This window comes from Pseudomonas sp. FG98 (genome assembly GCF_057808595.1).
The window spans coordinates 38,564-53,986 of sequence record NZ_JBMDIJ010000039.1 but is presented as its reverse complement, the minus strand read 5'-3'; the positions used below and the strand labels follow the sequence as shown (position 1 = coordinate 53,986).

Annotated in this window: 13 protein-coding genes; 5 read left to right on the top strand and 8 right to left on the bottom strand. The window is 66.2% G+C overall.

Going from position 1 to position 15,423, the window contains the following annotated elements:
• The 3 genes from ACODSK_RS20665 to ACODSK_RS20655 all read left to right on the top strand — a co-directional run.
• On the top strand, nt 1-1,307 hold a 1,307-nt coding region (locus ACODSK_RS20665), incomplete at its 5' end, for a YDG domain-containing protein (RefSeq protein ID WP_489018754.1).
• 3 nt (nt 1,308-1,310) lie between these two features.
• A complete protein-coding gene (locus tag ACODSK_RS20660; RefSeq protein ID WP_489018753.1) occupies nt 1,311-2,963 on the top strand; it encodes a ShlB/FhaC/HecB family hemolysin secretion/activation protein in 1,653 nt (550 codons plus the stop codon).
• Between the two features lie 301 nt (nt 2,964-3,264).
• The gene (locus tag ACODSK_RS20655; RefSeq protein WP_489018751.1) at nt 3,265-4,440 is read left to right on the top strand and encodes a ShlB/FhaC/HecB family hemolysin secretion/activation protein; all 1,176 of its coding nucleotides are present in this window, start codon (nt 3,265-3,267) and stop codon (nt 4,438-4,440) included.
• On the opposite strand, the gene ACODSK_RS20650 is transcribed toward ACODSK_RS20655, so the two are convergent.
• The 4 genes from ACODSK_RS20650 to ACODSK_RS20635 are packed head-to-tail and all read right to left on the bottom strand — an operon-like array spanning nt 4,437 to nt 8,464.
• Nucleotides 4,437-5,768, bottom strand: coding sequence for an LLM class flavin-dependent oxidoreductase (locus ACODSK_RS20650; protein ID WP_489018749.1), 1,332 nt, complete (start codon nt 5,766-5,768; stop codon nt 4,437-4,439). The two genes, ACODSK_RS20655 and ACODSK_RS20650, sit on opposite strands and share 4 nt — an antisense overlap.
• A gap of 35 nt (nt 5,769-5,803) precedes the next feature.
• A complete protein-coding gene (locus ACODSK_RS20645) occupies nt 5,804-6,496 on the bottom strand; it encodes a peroxiredoxin-like family protein (protein WP_489018748.1) in 693 nt (230 codons plus the stop codon).
• On the bottom strand, nt 6,489-6,881 hold the full coding sequence (locus ACODSK_RS20640; protein WP_489018747.1) for a 4Fe-4S dicluster domain-containing protein: 393 nt from the start codon (nt 6,879-6,881) through the stop codon (nt 6,489-6,491). The genes ACODSK_RS20645 and ACODSK_RS20640 overlap by 8 nt, the downstream gene beginning before the upstream one ends.
• Nucleotides 6,878-8,464, bottom strand: coding sequence for an FAD-dependent oxidoreductase (locus tag ACODSK_RS20635; RefSeq protein WP_489018745.1), 1,587 nt, complete (start codon nt 8,462-8,464; stop codon nt 6,878-6,880). Before ACODSK_RS20635 ends, ACODSK_RS20640 begins: the two co-directional genes overlap by 4 nt.
• Nucleotides 8,465-8,795: 331 nt before the next feature.
• Between ACODSK_RS20635 and ACODSK_RS20630 the strand changes: the two genes are divergently transcribed.
• Nucleotides 8,796-9,896, top strand: a complete 1,101-nt coding sequence (locus tag ACODSK_RS20630; RefSeq protein ID WP_489018743.1) for an HNH endonuclease — start codon at nt 8,796-8,798, stop codon at nt 9,894-9,896.
• Here the strand turns inward: ACODSK_RS20630 and ACODSK_RS20625 are convergent.
• The 4 genes from ACODSK_RS20625 to ACODSK_RS20610 form a co-directional block, all read right to left on the bottom strand.
• A complete protein-coding gene (locus ACODSK_RS20625; protein ID WP_489018741.1) occupies nt 9,887-10,858 on the bottom strand; it encodes a LysR family transcriptional regulator in 972 nt (323 codons plus the stop codon). The genes ACODSK_RS20630 and ACODSK_RS20625 overlap by 10 nt on opposite strands.
• Nucleotides 10,859-11,020: 162 nt before the next feature.
• Complete coding sequence (locus ACODSK_RS20620; protein WP_489018739.1) at nt 11,021-12,376, bottom strand: FAD-dependent oxidoreductase; 1,356 nt, start codon at nt 12,374-12,376, stop codon at nt 11,021-11,023.
• A 13-nt stretch (nt 12,377-12,389) separates the two neighbouring features.
• Nucleotides 12,390-13,445: a Rieske 2Fe-2S domain-containing protein gene (locus tag ACODSK_RS20615; protein ID WP_489018737.1), complete on the bottom strand. Its 1,056-nt coding sequence runs from the start codon at nt 13,443-13,445 to the stop codon at nt 12,390-12,392.
• Nucleotides 13,446-13,615: 170 nt separating this feature from the next.
• A complete protein-coding gene (locus ACODSK_RS20610) occupies nt 13,616-14,854 on the bottom strand; it encodes an NADH:flavin oxidoreductase/NADH oxidase family protein (RefSeq protein WP_489018735.1) in 1,239 nt (412 codons plus the stop codon).
• Between the two features lie 82 nt (nt 14,855-14,936).
• On the opposite strand from ACODSK_RS20610, the gene ACODSK_RS20605 reads away from it, so the two are divergent.
• Nucleotides 14,937-15,338: a MerR family transcriptional regulator gene (locus ACODSK_RS20605; protein ID WP_489018733.1), complete on the top strand. Its 402-nt coding sequence runs from the start codon at nt 14,937-14,939 to the stop codon at nt 15,336-15,338.
• Nucleotides 15,339-15,423: the final 85 nt, after the last annotated feature.

Genomic DNA, 15,423 nt, shown 5'->3' with positions numbered 1-15,423 from the left:
AGGCCAGCATCAGTGCCGTGACCGGCATCACCGCGCAAAACCGCACCTACGACGGCACGACCGATACCAGCCTGAGCACCGGCACCGCCGGCTTCAGCGGTCGTTTCGGCAACGACGAACTGAGCGTGGCCTCGGCCAGCGGCGCCTTCGCCGACAAGAACGCCGGCAACGGCAAGACGGTGAATATCGGCAATATCGTGCTCGGTGGTGCCGATGCCGGTAACTACACCCTGGCCGACAGCACCGCCAGCACCACCGCCGATATCGCCAAGGCCAGCATCAGCACCGTGACCGGCATCACTGCGCAGAACCGCACTTACGACGGGACCACCGATGCCAGCCTGAACGCAGGCGGTGCCGGCTTCACCGGTCGCCTCGGCAACGACGAACTGAGCGTGGCCTCGGCCAGCGGCACCTTCGCCGACAAGAACGCCGGCAACGACAAGACGGTCGCGATCACCGGGATCGTCCTCGGTGGCGCCGACGCCGGCAACTACACGCTGGCTGATAACACCGCGAGCAGCCACGCCGATATCGCCAGGGCCAGTATCAGCGCCGTGACCGGTATCACCGCGCAAGACCGAACCTATGACGGCACCACCGACGCCAGCCTGAACTACAGCAATGCCGGCTTCAGCGGTCGCTTCGGCAACGACGAGCTGAGCGTAGCTTCGGCCAGCGGCGCCTTTGCTGACAAGAACGCCGGCAACGGCAAGACGGTCGCGATCAGGGGCATCACCCTCGCAGGCGCCGACGCCGGCAACTATGTCCTTGCCAGCGATACCAGCAGCACTCAAGCCAATATCGCCAAGGCTGCGCTGACCATCACCGCCTCTGACGCCAGCAAGGTGGCCGGGCAGGGCATTGTCCTGAGTGGCTACAGCACACAAGGCCTGGTCGCCGGCGATAGCGTCGCAGCGGTCAGCCTCGCCAGTAGCGGCGAGCCGGTCGGTGCGGCGGCGGGCAGCTACGCCATCGTTGCCAGCGACGCTAGCGGCTCGGCCTTGGACAACTATGCCATCCGTTACGAGGACGGCACCCTGCTGGTTACTCCTGCGCCCAGCGTGCCTGGTGAACCTGGCCAGCCAACTGAGCCGAGCCAGCCGAGCCAGCCGAGTCTGCCCGTTACCGGCCAGCCCTATGTCAGCGTCCTGGCCTCCAATGGCCAGGTCCTCTCCAGCGAGGCCGGGCGGCAGTCCGCCGAGTCCGAGTCCCAGGGCCGCGACATGCTGATCACCAACCCGTCCGACGAGCGCCTCAACCTGCACGTCGTCAACCAGGGCATCCGCCTGCCAGAAGGAATTTGATTCATGCGTTTCGTTCGTTCTTTGATCGGCGGTGGCGTGTCCCTGCTGTCGCTGTCCGTGCTGGCGGCCACCTTGCCGGATGCCGGCCAGTCGCAACAGAACATCGACCAGCAGCCGTTGCAACTGCCCGGCAAGCAGCGCCTGGAGCTGAACCTGCCCGACACGCCGCCGGCTGCGGCGACGGCCAGTGGCCCCCGCCTGCAGGTCAACGGTTTCACCCTGGAAGGCAACGGCGCCATCGCCAGCGACGAGCTGCTGCCCCTGCTCGGCGATCTGCAAGGCCACACGGTGTCCCTCGGTGAATTGCAGGCCGGCGCCAACCGCATCACCCGGCTGTACCGCGAGCGCGGTTACCCGCTGGCCCGGGCCTACATTCCGGCGCAGGAGATCGATGGCGGCGTGGTGCGGATTGCCGTGATGGAAGGCCGCTTCGGCGAGGTCGGCCTGAACAACAGCTCGCGGGTCTCGGATGCGGCGCTGACCCCGCTCACGGCGCTCAAGAGCGGCGACGCCGTGCGCTCGGCCGAACTGGAGCGCAGCCTGCTGTTGCTGTCCGACACCCCGGGCGTGGAGGTGAAGTCCACGCTCAAGCCGGGCGCCTCGGTGGGCGCCACCGACCTGCTGGTGGATGTCACGCCGGGGCCGCTGCTGTCCGGCTCGGTGGATGCCGACAACTACGGCAACCGCTTCACCGGCGAATACCGTCTGGGCGGCACGCTCAACGTCAACAGCCCGCTGGGCCTGGGCGATCGCCTGACTTTGCGCGCCATGGGCTCGGACGAAGACCAGCAATACGGTCGAATTGCCTACCAGTTGCCGCTCGGCCCCTGGGCCACCCAGGTCGGTGTGGCCTATTCCGATATGGACTACCAGTTGGCCAAGGATTTCGATGACCTCAAGGCCCACGGCAATGCCCGTATCGCCAGCCTCTACGCGATCCAGCCGCTGGTGCGCAGCCGCGACTTTTCCCTCTACGCGCAAGTGCAGTTCGACGACAAGCGCCTGAAGGACGACATCGACCTGTTCGACAGCAAGAGCGACAAGCGCTCACGGGTGGTTATCGCCACCCTCAACGGCAATAGCCGCGACAACCTGCTCGGCGGCGGCGTCAACAGTTTTGCCCTGGCCTGGAGCCAGGGCAGCCTGAATATCGACGGCCAGTTGAACCAGGCCATCGACGACCTGACCGCTGGCACGCAAGGCCGCTTCCACAAGCTCAACCCGAGCCTGGTGCGTCTTCAGCGCCTGACCGACCGTTTCAGCCTGTACACCCAACTGCAAGGCCAGTGGGCCGACGGCAACCTCGACAGCTCGGAGAAGATCAGCCTTGGCGGCGCCTATGGGGTGCGTGCCTATCCCCAGGGCGAGGCATCCGGCGACCAGGGCTGGCTGGCCAACCTCGAACTGCGCTACGCGCTGACCGATGCCTGGCAGCTGAGTACCTTCGTCGACCACGGTGAAGTGCGCTTGAACAAGAACACCTGGAGCAATGGCGAGAACCACCGCAGCCTGTCGGCGGCGGGTGTCGGCGCGCGCTGGGCCGCGTATGGCTGGCAGGTCAATGCGGTGTCGGCGTGGAAGCTGGGCAACGATGACCCGCAAAGCGATGTCGACCGCAGCCCGCGGGTGTGGGTGCAGGTGGTGAAGTTCTTCTAAGTCTGTGCGGCGACCATGCTGCGTTGATAACAGGCTCGGAGTTAATGCTAGTCAGTCAGCCTATTGGTGACTGATTTTGCTGCTGTGTTGCAGCCCTTCGCGAGCAAGCTCGCTCCCACGGCGCCAAACTCTGTGGGAGCGAGCTTGCTCGCGAAGGGCCGCAGAGCGGCCCCTGACAGGTATTAGCTGTCGGGCAGTGCTTGCGTGAGGGTGGCACAAAGCCATATCTTGCCGGATCCAGGGCGAATGCAGGGACGCCGCCCGAGCTAGGTCCTCCGATCATCCTCCCGGTATTGCCCGTATGCGCATGGCGTCCTGCCTGTTGTCCGCGTTCTGCCTGCTTCCTCTTGCCTGCCTGGCCAATGGCAACGGAGAGGGCCTGCTGCCGTTCCAGCAAATTCCCGATCTGCCGTCCGCTACCAGCCTGACCCAGGGTGACACCTCCTACGAGCCGCCGGAGGACCTGGCCAGCATGCCGTTTCTCAGCGGGGGCGTGGCGCTGGACAACTTCGGCGGCCACGAGGACCAAGGGCGGCTGGCCACGGCCATCAACTTCCGCGGCCTGCTGGCGTCGAGCGATCTGCTCAGCCTGCGCAGCATGGGCTCGGCGGAGCAGGGGCATTACCATTGGGCGGCGTACCACCTGGGCATCGGGCCCTGGTCGACGCGCGCGGGCTTTATCCTGTCGGACTTGTCCTATGAGCTGGGTGACGAGCTGAAGATCCTCGCGGCCAAGGGCAAGACCCGTACCGCCAGTGCCTTCATCATCCAGCCGCTGGTGCAAGGGCAGGGGTTCAGCCTGAAGGCCCGGTTGCAGTACGACGAAAAGCGCCTGGAGGACGAAATCGGCCTGCTCGGCATCGACAGTGACAAGCGCTCCCGCGTCCTCGACTACAGCGTTACCGGTAGCGTTCGCGATGGGTTGCTCGCAGGGGCCGATAGCAGCCTGACCCTGAGCTGGAGCGAGGGCCACCTGGATATCGATGGCTCGCCCTGGTCACTGGTGGGCAAGGCCGACCCGGGGCATTTCAGCGTGCTGCGGGTCAGGCTGGCGCGCCTGCAGCAGCTGGGTGGAGGCCTGGCCCTGTACCTTCGTGCGCAAGGCCAGTGGAGCGATGACAACCTGGATGACTCGCAGCGGCTGTACATCGGCGGCGTGTTCGGCGCGCGCTCGACCTACCAGACGGCGGCCTTCGGCGACCGCGGCTGGCTGGCCAGCGCCGAGCTGCGTTACGCCCTCACCGATAACTGGCGCCTGGTTACCTTTGCCGACCACGGCGAAGCACGCCTGAATGCCCCGGCCCTGAGTATCGACACCGCGCCCCGCCGGCTGTCTGCGGCAGGCCTGGGCGCGGGTTGGTCGACCCGAACGTGGAGCATCAGTACGCTGGCCGGCTGGAAAATCGGTGAGCAACCGGCTTCAGCAGCGGGGGAACACCAGCCACGCCTGTGGGCGCAGCTGGCGTATCTTTTCTAGGCGACGGCTTCTACCGGTTCCGTCTGATACCGGTTGACCGGCACCTCCAGCCCCAGGTGATCCCTCAGGGTCCTGCCGGCATAGTCGTCCCTGAACAGACCCCGCGCCCGCAGGATCGGCAACACCTCGTCGGTAAACCGGGCAAAGGCCGCCGGTGCGCCGACGTGGATATTGAAGCCATCCACGGCACCTTCGCTGAACCAGCGCTCGATCTCGTTGGCCACGGTTTCCGGCGAGCCGGCGAAACCGGTGAATGGCCGGGCAAAGCGCAAGGCCGTCTCGCGCAGGGTCAGCCCCTGTTCCTTGGCCACCCGCTTGATCTTCTCGGCATGCCCGCGATAGCCGTTGCTGCCCAGGTCGCCCAGTTCGGGGAAGGGCGCGTCCAGCTCGTACTGGCTGAAGTCGTGGTAGTTGAATGGCCGGCCCAGTTGTACCAGGGCCTTGTTCAGGTCCAGTTCGCCATGCCGCGCCTTGAGCAGGGCCTGCGCCTCCTCGTCGCTGTCGGCGATGATCGGCGAGATGCCGGGGAACACCAGCACCTGGCGTGGATCACGTCCGGCCGCAGCGGCGCGGCGCTTGATATCGGCGTAGTACTCGCGGGCGTCCTCGAAGTTGTCGACCCCGGCGAAGATGCCCTCGGCGATCTGCGCCGCCAGTCCGCGCCCGGACTCCGAGACCCCGGCCTGGAAGATCACCGGCTGGCCTTGGACCGAACGCGAGATGTTCAGCGGCCCGGCGACCGAGAAGAACTCGCCGCGATGGTCGAGGCGGTGCTGCTTGGCCGGGTCGAGAAAGCGCTTGCTCGTCCGGTCGCGGGGGAAGGCATCGTCCTCGTAGGAGTCCCACAGGCCCTGGACCACCGCCACATGCTCGTGGGCACGGCGATAGCGCTCGCCATGGTCGATATGCTGCTCGCGGCCGAAGTTGCCGGCGGCGCCTTCCAGGCCGGTGGTGACCACGTTCCAGCCGGCGCGGCCATGGCTGATCTGGTCGAGCGAGGCGAACTGGCGGGCGACGTTGAACGGCTCGGTGTAGGAGGTGGTCAGGGTCGCCACCAGGCCGATGCGCTCCGTGGCCCCGGCCAGGGCCGAGAGCAGGGTCAGCGGCTCCAGGCGGTTGAGGAAGTGCGGCGCCGAGTCCGGGGTGATGTAGGGGCTGTCGACGATAAAGACGAAGTCGAACTTCGCCGCCTCGGCTGCCCGTGCCTGTTGCTTGTACCAGTCGATATCGATGCTGGCGTTACCCGGGATGCTCGGGTCCAGCCATTCCTGCTGGTCGGTGCCGACGCCGGTGAGGATGGCGCCGAGGTGCAAGTGTCGTGTGCTCATGGATTCAGCTCCTGTGATTGCGGAAAGGACGGGCATCAGGCCCAGGCGTGGCGGACTTGCAGGCTGTCGGCATCGAGGGCGGCATCCACCGCATCGATGATCGGCTGCGCCTCGCTGCGCACCAGCCAGTCCGGACTGACCTGGGCGAAGTGCACGCGGCGGTCGCGACCGATCACCACCACCGTCGGCTGTGGCAGCTCCCAGGTGCCGGTGCCGGTGATTGCGCCGATGCCGTTGCCCTTGGCCAGGGCGGCCTGGCGCGAGGCTTCGTCGAAGCTGTAGAGCACGCCGAAACGGCGGCCGAGCTGGTTGTCAGGGTCGCTGGCGACTTGCAGGGTCAGTTGATGCTTGTCCTTGATCTCCACCAGTCGCTCCGGGACTTGCGGGCTGATCGCAACCAGCGGAACACCACGCCGTTTCAGTGCCGGTTGCAGGTTTCGCTCGTAGTAGGGGATGGCGATGTTGCACGCCGGGCAGCCGGCAAAGCGGAAGAACACCAGGACCGCCGGACCGTTGCTCAGCAACTGGTCGAGGTCGAGGCTGCCGCCTTCGACCTTAAGCAGTTCGAACGGCTCGACGCTGTCGCCGGCCTTGATGAAGCGCTGCGGATCGGCTTCGTCCACCAGGCGCTGGCGCTGGTCGATATTCACCTTGAGGGCTTCCGGAGCCCAGGTGCGCACGCGTTCGGCATGCAGCTCGGCCAGCAGGTGGTTGAGGGATTCACTCATGACGGGATCCTGTGTCGGGGGAAGAGGAGGGAGAAGTGCTTGCCAGCTCGCGGGCCAGGGCAAAGATGCCCTCCATGCGCCAATGCTGGTTTTCGTAGCGCGGGTCGGCGGCGAACTCGTCCCAGCCGGAGTCGCGGCGGTACTGGCCGAGCAGACCGCTGGCAAGGATGCGTGCCGGGTCGAGGGGCACGGCCTGCTCGCAGTCCGGGTGGACGTAAAGGGCATCGCCGGGGCAGTACAGCTCGCACATGAAGCAGGTCTGGCAGGCAGCCTGGTCGGCGATGCGCGGCTTGCCGTCGCTGCCCGTGGCGAGGACGTCGGTGGGGCAGACGCTGACGCAGCGGCTGCAGCCGGTGCAGCGCTCGTTGAAGATCAGTTCGATCATGCCGGCACCTGTGCGTGGTGTTGCACCGGGTCGTGGCGGACCCAGGGCGAGTCAAGGCCGCCGCTGCGCAGGTGGGCGTCGAAGTGGCGGTGTTGCGTCGGCGCGTCCTCGCGCTGATGGATGCCACGGCTTTCCTTGCGCGCCAGGGCGCTGGCATAGCACCAGCGAGCGCTGGCCAGCAGTGCCTCGGTTTCGCGCCAGCGCAGCAGGCTGGTCGGGTCGCTGGCGCCGCGCCGGTTGCGCAGGCGGTCCCAGTGGCTGTCCAGCGTCTGCAACGAGCGCTCAAGCTGGGCGCCGCTGCGGAACAGGTTCTTGTCGTAGGGGTGCAGTTCGTCCTGCACGGCACGGATGCTCTCGCGGTAATCGGCGGTGGAAGTGGAAAATGGAAAATCTGCGTACCGTGCTATGGTACGTATCACGGTACGATTTCTTTTGGCGTACCGGGCGGCACCTGTTCCGGCCCACTGTCCGCTGGACAGGGCCCACGAGGAGTTGACCGCGCCGCCGCCAGAGATGGCGCCGGTCACGGCTTCGCGGCTGGCCGCATCACCTGCTGTGAATAGCCCGGGTACGCTGGTCTGGCAGTGCTCGTCGATCACGCGCAAGCCGCCGACACCGCGGATCGTGCCTTCGCCGTGCAGGGTCACCTGGAATTTGTCGCGGTAGGGGTCGATGCCCTGGCGGGCGAAGGGCAGCATCAGGTTCGGCTGCACATAGGGCAGGCGCGCGCGGATATCCGCGGGGATGCGGTCGAGGCGGCAAAACACCGGGCCTTGCAGCAGATGACGGGCCAGCACGTTGTTGAAGTCCGGCCCCTGGGCAATGTCCAGCTCGCGCCCGGCAGCATCGAAATAGCGACCGAAGGTGTAGACCATGGAGCGGGTCATGGTGCTGCCGGCCGGGGCGATGCAGTAATAGGCGGAAAACTCCATGCCCGACAGCTCGGCCCCGGCCTCCACGCCCAGCAGGTAACCGTCGCCGGTATTGGTATGGCTGCCCAGCAGGCGCGACATGAATCCGCAGCCGCCGGTGGCCAGTACCGTGGCCCGGGCCTTGACCTGCCATTCGCGCTTGGCCTGGCGCTGCCAGCCGCGGGCACCGGCCAGTTCGCCGGAATCGTTGCGCAGCAGTTGCAGTGCCGGGCTCTGGTCCAGCAGGGTGACGCCGTGCTCCACGGCCAACTGGCGCATGGCACGCATGTATTCCGGGCCACGCAGGGCGCGGTACTGCTTGCGGCCCTGGTCGTCGTGGGGGAAGTGGTAGAGGCGATCCAGTTGCGGCAGGGACTGCCAGGTGGTTTCCAGAATCCGCGCCATCCAGCGGGCATCACCCAGGCAGGCGGCGCTCTCGACGCGTTTGGCGATCGCGGTCGGGCGTTGCTCCGGTGGCACCCACCAATGGCCGGGGCCGGCGCTGGCAGTCACGCCGCTGGTACCGCAGAAGCCTTTCTCGGCCAGCACCACCCGCGCGCCTTCACGCGCAGCGGCGACCGCCGCCCAGCTACCGGCCAGGCCGCCGCCGATCACCAGTACGTCGGCATCCAGCTGGAGCGGGGCGGGGGCATTGTGAAACAGGGGATTCATGGACGAGCGCACTCCTGCAAAGGTCGTTGAGGACGGCCTCCGCCGGGAATGGGGTCGGGTCTTGGGATAGAACGATAGGCGTGGGAGAGGGTAGGAGGGAAAGGCTTTTTGGTTCTAAGCTAATTATGTGAATTTTGTATTTTATCGGTCGATAACATCAGTGTTGAGCATTAACCAAGGGCGCTGCCGATGCCGTCAGGCCGACGCGGTCCACTGACCGGGATCGCGCCCACTGTCGGGCTCTTATCGTTAGTGTCTTTTTGCTATCATTTGCCCACAAATCAAATCCGACGCTCTCCCGAAGCGAGTTGCACAAGGACCCCCAAGGCTCATGGCGCTATTCCTGCAAAAGCCGGTGTTCTGGAACACCAACAAGTACATCGCCCCGTCCGGCGGCTTCGCCACCAGTGGTTATGCCAAGGAAAACGGCTACGGCCATGAGGAATGGAACAACTCGCCGCGCCTGCTCCTGCGCCAGGGCAACCAGCGTTACCGGGTGTTCCACACCGACGGCTCGGGCAGCGCTCCACTGGTGGAAAATGCCGGCCAGACCTTTGTCTTCATGACCTCCGCGCACAACGGCATCCTGCAACTGGTGGGCATCGCCGGAAACGCTGTCGGCCTGATCGACGAGCGCCTGCTGCCGCAGCGCCAGCAGATCGTCGACAAACTGACCCTGCAAGACCTCTGGGAAGAAGCCTGGTCCGTGACCAAGGTGCGGCGGATTCATGAGGACGATCGCCACCACTTCCTGCGCAACTGGAAGCAGAACCTGCACTGCATTCCCCACTGGATCTGCCCCGAGGAATATTACTGGTGGCTCGACGAGCCGGTGACCCTCGACCCGCGCAGCATCAGCGGGGTGGAGAAGCTGCTCTCCGGTGGCTCCAGCGAACTGGACCTGGCCCTGGTCGGACGGATCATGGACGCTATTCCCGAGGCCCAGCGTGGCGAGCGCTGGACCCGCTTGATCGATGCCATCCACTGCGCGCCGACCGAGCCGGTGGCGGCGTCGGACCGCGACGCGCTACTGGAGGGCAGCGAGCTGGTGACCGAGCAACTGACCAATCTCCAGGCTCGCCGCGGGCGCGGCAAGTTCCGCCAGGACCTGCTGGAGATCTGGGGCGGAGCCTGTGCCGTGACCGGGCTGGCGTGCAGCGAGGTACTGCGAGCTTCGCATATCAAGCCGTGGGCAGAGGCGACGACGCTGGAGCGGCTGGATGCCAACAATGGGCTGCTGTTGTCGGCGAATCTGGATGTGCTGTTCTATCGCGGGTTGATCAGTTTCGACGAGCGGGGGGAGATGCTGGTGTCCCATTGGCTGAGTGGTGGCCACCGTGCAGCACTTGGCCTGCCACGATCGTTGCGCTCGGTGCCGAACGGGATGCTGGGGTATCTGAAGCATCACCGCAAGAAAGTCTTTCAGCACTGATGAGTCGAGCGAGGGGCGCTCAGCTGCGCTCCTTGCACTTTGGCCCCGATCTCCCGTGCAGCCTCCAGCACCACCCCGCGCAACCACCGCGAAGCTTCCGAGCGATGCTTCCTCGCATGCCACAACTGGTAATACCGCAACGCCGGTACCTGCACCGGAAAGGGCTCGATCCGTAGCGGCAGCAGTTCGCTGTAATGCTTGGCAAACGAGCGTGTAGTGGTAAACACCAGGTCCGACTTCACCAGCACATAGGGCGCGATGCAGAAATACGGCAGGGTGGTGGTCACCCGGCGGGCCAGGCCGTTGCCCGCCAGTTCGTCGCCGATGGTGCCGTGGCCGCTGGCGTTGTGGGTCATGACGGCGAGGTGATCCGCGTCGGCATAGGCCTGTTGCGTCAACTCACCCGGACGGATCGGGTGTTCCTCGCGCAGCAGGCAGACCAGGTCGTCATCGCACAGCGGTTGCAGGTGCAGGTGATCGGCCGGGGTGCGCCAGTTGCCGATGACCAGGTCGAGGTGACCGTCTTCCAGGCCCTTGGCGTAGCCGCCTTCGGCTTGCAGGTGGGTGAGTTCGAGGGTGGCGTGGGGCGCCTGGGCGTTAAAGCGTTCGACGATGGCGGGGACGAAGAACACGCTGAGGTAGTCCGGGGTACTGATGCGGAAGGTCTGGCGGGTGGTGGCGGGGTCGAAGCGGTCGCTGGGGTGGAGGATCTGCTCGATGCTGCTCAGGGCGCGGGCGGCCGGTTCGATCAGGGTTTGCCCGTGGCTGGTGAGGACCATGCGCCGGCCGCTGCGTACCAGCAGGGGGTCGCCGGTCAGTTCGCGCAGGCGGCGCAGGGCCACGCTGATGGCCGGCTGGCTCTGGCCAAGCAGGTCGGCGGTGCGCGACACGCTGCACTCGGTGAGCAGGGTGTGCAGGGTGCGGATCAGTTGGGCGTCGCAGTTGGGCAGGGGAGTGGGCACGGGTGGACTCGGCTTGCGGTCTGGGGGGATGCTGATGGCCTCATCGCTGGCAAGCCAGCTCCCACAGGACCGGCGCACACAGTCCCGGTGGGAGCTGGCTTGCCAGCGATGAGGCCATCAAAAACAATCGATACGTAGCTGACTATATAGCGATCCGCCCGACTACCGCCAATCCGGCAATTCCTTCAGCAACTCCGCCTTCTCCTGGGTCGCCGCGCCCATCAGTACAAAGCCGAGCATCCGGCTCTGCTCGTCGTGGTACAGCGAGCGCAGGTTGGCGATGCCCTGGTCGCAACGTTCTGCCAGCCGCGTCGACCACTGCCCTCCGCTGTCCAGGGGCGAGGCCACCACCGTCGGCAGCACGCTGGTCTTGATGGTCACCGGCATCGCCGGGTAGGCCACCGCGGTCGGCTGTCCGGCCAGCGTTTGGGCGAGGGCGCGGGCCTGGAGCATGATCGGCATGACATAGGGCAGCACCAGATCATGCACCTGGGCGCAGTCGCCGAGGGCGTAGACATTCGCCGCGCTGGTGCGCAGGCAGGCATCGGTGACGATCCCGGCGCCCACCTCCAGTCCGGCGGCGCGCGCCAATGCGTCCCGCGGTTCGAGGCCGACGGCGCAGAGCACGTAGTCCACTTCGATCGCCTGGCCGTCCGCCAACTGCAATTCGTAGGCCGTGCCCCGGCGCCAGACCGACACCGGGCCATTGCCCAGTTCCAGGCGCACGCCCAGGGACGCCAGCGCATCGGCCATCTGCTCGCCGGCCTCCGCCGGCAACAGCCGACTCAACGGCCAACTCGCCCGGTCGACCACGCAGACCTGGTGCCCGGCATGGCTAAGGTCGTTGGCGAACTCGCAGCCGATCAGCCCGGCACCGAGAATGGCGATCCTGGCATTGCTGCCGATCTCCCCGCGCAGGCGGCGATAGTCCTGCAGGTCATTGACCGTGATGATCGCCTGCGCCCCGTCGCCCTCCAGTACCACCCGCCGCGCATCGGCGCCCAGGGCCAGGACCAGCGCGACATAGCGCTGCGGCTGGCCGTCGATATACACCACCTGCGCCGCGCTATCGATGCGTTGCACCTCGACCCCGGCCCTGACCTGCACCTGCAACTGGGCGGCCATCTGCGCGGCAGTGGAGGTGACCAGTTGCTCCGGCAAGCGTCCGGTCTGGAAGGCATTGGACAGCGCCGGCTTGGAATAGAACTCGCCGCCATCGCGGGTGACGATCAGGATCGGCGTGCTCTTGTCGAGCTTGCGCAGCTCACGGGCCACGGTATAGCCGGCGAGACCGGAGCCAAGGATGACCACCGGGTCGGGCTGCGTCGTCGCCGCTGGCGCGACGGCGTCCAGCGGCAGCCGCACCATCTCGAAATCCGCCTTGCCCACTCCGCACTCCGGGCAGTACCAGTCCTCCGGTACGTCCTCCCAGCGCGTGCCGGCGGCGATACCGTCTTCCGGTCGGCCCAGGGCCTCGTCATAGAAAAAGCCGCAGACCAGACATTCCCACTTGTACATGTCCATCCCTCCCTCAGCTGGTAAAGGCCCGACCCAGGCCCAGCGCGCTCAGGGCGCGGCGATAGGCGGTGGAAGAGCGATCGGCGGGAATGTGGATTTCCAGGGACAGGTCCAGTGGCAGATCCTCGGGGCGGCACAGCTCGACGATATCGCGGTCTTCCTCGAACACCTGCTGGTTGAACGCATACACGTCTGCCAGGGGCATGTGCTGGTCGAAGTTGCGGGTGATCGCACAGAACATGCGGGTCTTGCGCGCCGAGATCGGGCTGGCGGCATTGAGGATCACCAGGCGCTGGCCGGGCTCGGGGAAGTCCACGCTCAGGCGCGCAGTGAACGGCGCGAACACATCGAAGGTGCGGGTCCACAGGTAGTCCGCCGGGGCACGATGCTGGAGGGACTTGGGGAAGTTGCTGACGCTGCTGACGTACTCGGCATGCACGCCATAGGGCGTGACCTCGGCCTTGTAGGTCGGCACCACCGGGTTGTCCCGCTCGGCGAAGGCTTCGTGGTGGATCCAGGCGAAGTGGGCGACATCGATAAAGCCCTCGACCTGGCGCCCGGCCGAGGCGGCGATATCGATGGACGGCGGCAGGATGCGCTGGAACTCGGGGTCGTGCCAGGACGGCATCTGCGCGAAGGGCGCATCGTCACCGGCCATCAGCACCCAGATCAGGCCGTATTCCTCGCGGGCCTTGTACATCTGGATGCGGTGGCGTTCGGTCAGCTTGGCGTTGGGCTCCGAGGGAATCCGCGTGCAGCGGCCGTCGGTGCCGAAGTGCAGGCCGTGGTACGGACAGATCAGATTGCCGTCGCGCACCCAGCCCTTGCTCAGCGGCGCGCCGCGGTGGCTGCAGATATCCCGGGCAGCGTTGATGGTATCGCCGGTACGGTAGAGCACCACCGGCTCGTCGAGCAGGATCACCGCGTAGGGCTGGTCGGTGACATCCGTGGAAAAGGCCACGGGATGCCAGTGGCGGGTGAGGATCTCGCGGTCGTGGGCGCTGAAGGTGCTGGTCTTGGTGATGGGGTTCCAGGTGATGTCCTGGCACGCAATGGCGGCGCTGTTCATGTTGTTGTTTTCCTCGACAGGGACTGACACGGGAGCAACGCGGCGGCGGGTCGCTTGCCTCGATCCGGCGGTGCATTGCCGGACCCATGCTAGGGAAAGCCCGGCATCAGACCCATGGCTGGGAAAACATGTGTGCCATGCGAAATGACGCATGTGGAGGTGTGCGTGTTTCAGGCGCGCCTGTGTCCGTTGGCCCAGCGGCGATAGCGGCGCGCCTGCACGGCCGTTGCCACTTGCTGGACCAGCAGTGCCCAGGCCGGGGTGACGTCCGGCCTCGGCGCGCGGCCCCGGCTCAGGCGACGCAACTGGAACTTCACCGCTGCCATGTTCGCCAGCGACGCCAGCACCTTGTTCTTCCAGGTGATCGGACGCAGCGCCGGGGCGTTGTCCTGGCCCTGCTGCCAGCGGCGTGGCAGATCGGGTTCGATGGCCAGGGCGGTGCCGACCCCGGCCATGGCCACGCCGGAATCGATCACCTGTTGCGCCACCGCACGGCGACGGATCCCGCCGGTGACCATCAGCGGCATTTTCGCCACGCTTTGCAGGTCCTTGGCGAACTCGATGAAGTAGGCCTCACGGGCCAGGGTCCGACCGTCGCGGGCATCGCCTTGCATGGCCGGTGCTTCGTAGCTGCCGCCAGACAGTTCCACCAGGTCCACCGCCAGTTCGTTCAGGCGCAGCACGACCTCGCGGGCATCTTCGGCGCTGAAGCCGCCGCGCTGGAAGTCTGCGGAGTTGAGCTTGACCGCCACGGTGAAGCCTTCCGAGACCACGGCACGCACGGCCTTGACCACTTCCAGCAACAGGCGGGCGCGGTTGTCCAGCGATCCGCCCCATTGGTCGTCGCGGCGGTTGCTCAGTGGCGAAAGAAACTGGCTGAGCAGGTAACCGTGGGCGGCATGAATCTGCACCCCGCTGAAGCCGGCCTGCTCGGCGAGCCGCGCGCTGCTGGCGAAGCGCTGGATCACCTGCTCGATCATCGCTTCATCCATCGCCTGGGGCGGGGCGAAATGCCGGGAAAGATTGCCCAGCGCCAAGGGCACCGCCGAGGGCGCCCAGGTCGGCTGGCCAAGATTGGCCGGCATCTGCCGCCCGGGGTGATTGAGCTGCAACCAGAATTGCGCACCCCCGGCACGACCGACCTGCGCCCACTGGCGAAAGCGTTGCAGGTGGCGATCATCTTCCAGCACCACGCCGCCGGGGCCGGTCATGGCGCGGCCGTCGATCATCACGTTGCCGCTGATCAGCAACCCGGCGCCGCCGTCGGCCCAGGCCTGGTAGAGCCGCAGCAGTTCGGCGGACGGCGCGTGGTCGGCGTCGGCCATGTTCTCTTCCATCGCCGCCTTGGCCAGGCGATTGGCGATCACGGTGTGGTTGGGCAGGGTCAGTGGGGTGAACAGGGTGGTCATAAGGGGACACCTCGATTGGTCGTGGCCTCACCTTAGGTTTAAAGTGAACTTTAAGGTCAAGCACTTTGCTATGAGGTGGCACATGAAAATCGGCGAGCTGGCGAAACGCAGCGGCTTAACGGCATCGCGCATCCGTTTTTATGAATCCAGCGGGTTGCTCAATGCCGTGGAGCGTACCGGTAACGGCTATCGCAGCTATGGTCCGGATGCGTTGTGGATACTAGAGATCATCACCGGGGCGCAGCGCGCCGGGTTCTCCCTGGAAGAAGTGCGCGGCCTGCTGCCGCTGGCCAATGGTGACTGGCGGCAGGACGAACTGGTCGCCGGCCTGCGGCGCAAGGTGGCGGAGATCGAGGTGATGCAGGAGCGCCTGGCTCGAAGCAAGGCGCAGTTGCTGGTGGCAATCGAAGGGATCGAAGCGCGGCCCGAAGGGCAGGGCTGTGTGGAGAATGCGCAGCAAGTGCTGGAGCGGTTGCGGCGCTGAAGCTGATGGCCTCATCGCCGGCAATGCCGGCTCCCACAGGGTTCTGGACCAGTTGCAGGATCCAGGTCAGGCACATAAACCTGTG

What these genes read in the sequence shown, in the direction of transcription:
- ACODSK_RS20615 (WP_489018737.1), bottom strand. Translation starts at nt 13,445, where the DNA reads ATGAACAGCGCCGCCATTGCGTGCCAGGACATCACCTGGAACCCCATC.
- ACODSK_RS20645 (WP_489018748.1), bottom strand. Translation starts at nt 6,496, where the DNA reads ATGAGTGAATCCCTCAACCACCTGCTGGCCGAGCTGCATGCCGAACGC.
- ACODSK_RS20620 (WP_489018739.1), bottom strand. Translation starts at nt 12,376, where the DNA reads ATGTACAAGTGGGAATGTCTGGTCTGCGGCTTTTTCTATGACGAGGCC.
- ACODSK_RS20640 (WP_489018747.1), bottom strand. Translation starts at nt 6,881, where the DNA reads ATGATCGAACTGATCTTCAACGAGCGCTGCACCGGCTGCAGCCGCTGC.
- ACODSK_RS20630 (WP_489018743.1), top strand. Translation starts at nt 8,796, where the DNA reads ATGGCGCTATTCCTGCAAAAGCCGGTGTTCTGGAACACCAACAAGTAC.
- ACODSK_RS20610 (WP_489018735.1), bottom strand. Translation starts at nt 14,854, where the DNA reads ATGACCACCCTGTTCACCCCACTGACCCTGCCCAACCACACCGTGATC.
- ACODSK_RS20635 (WP_489018745.1), bottom strand. Translation starts at nt 8,464, where the DNA reads ATGAATCCCCTGTTTCACAATGCCCCCGCCCCGCTCCAGCTGGATGCC.
- ACODSK_RS20605 (WP_489018733.1), top strand. Translation starts at nt 14,937, where the DNA reads ATGAAAATCGGCGAGCTGGCGAAACGCAGCGGCTTAACGGCATCGCGC.
- ACODSK_RS20650 (WP_489018749.1), bottom strand. Translation starts at nt 5,768, where the DNA reads ATGAGCACACGACACTTGCACCTCGGCGCCATCCTCACCGGCGTCGGC.
- ACODSK_RS20660 (WP_489018753.1), top strand. Translation starts at nt 1,311, where the DNA reads ATGCGTTTCGTTCGTTCTTTGATCGGCGGTGGCGTGTCCCTGCTGTCG.
- ACODSK_RS20655 (WP_489018751.1), top strand. Translation starts at nt 3,265, where the DNA reads ATGCGCATGGCGTCCTGCCTGTTGTCCGCGTTCTGCCTGCTTCCTCTT.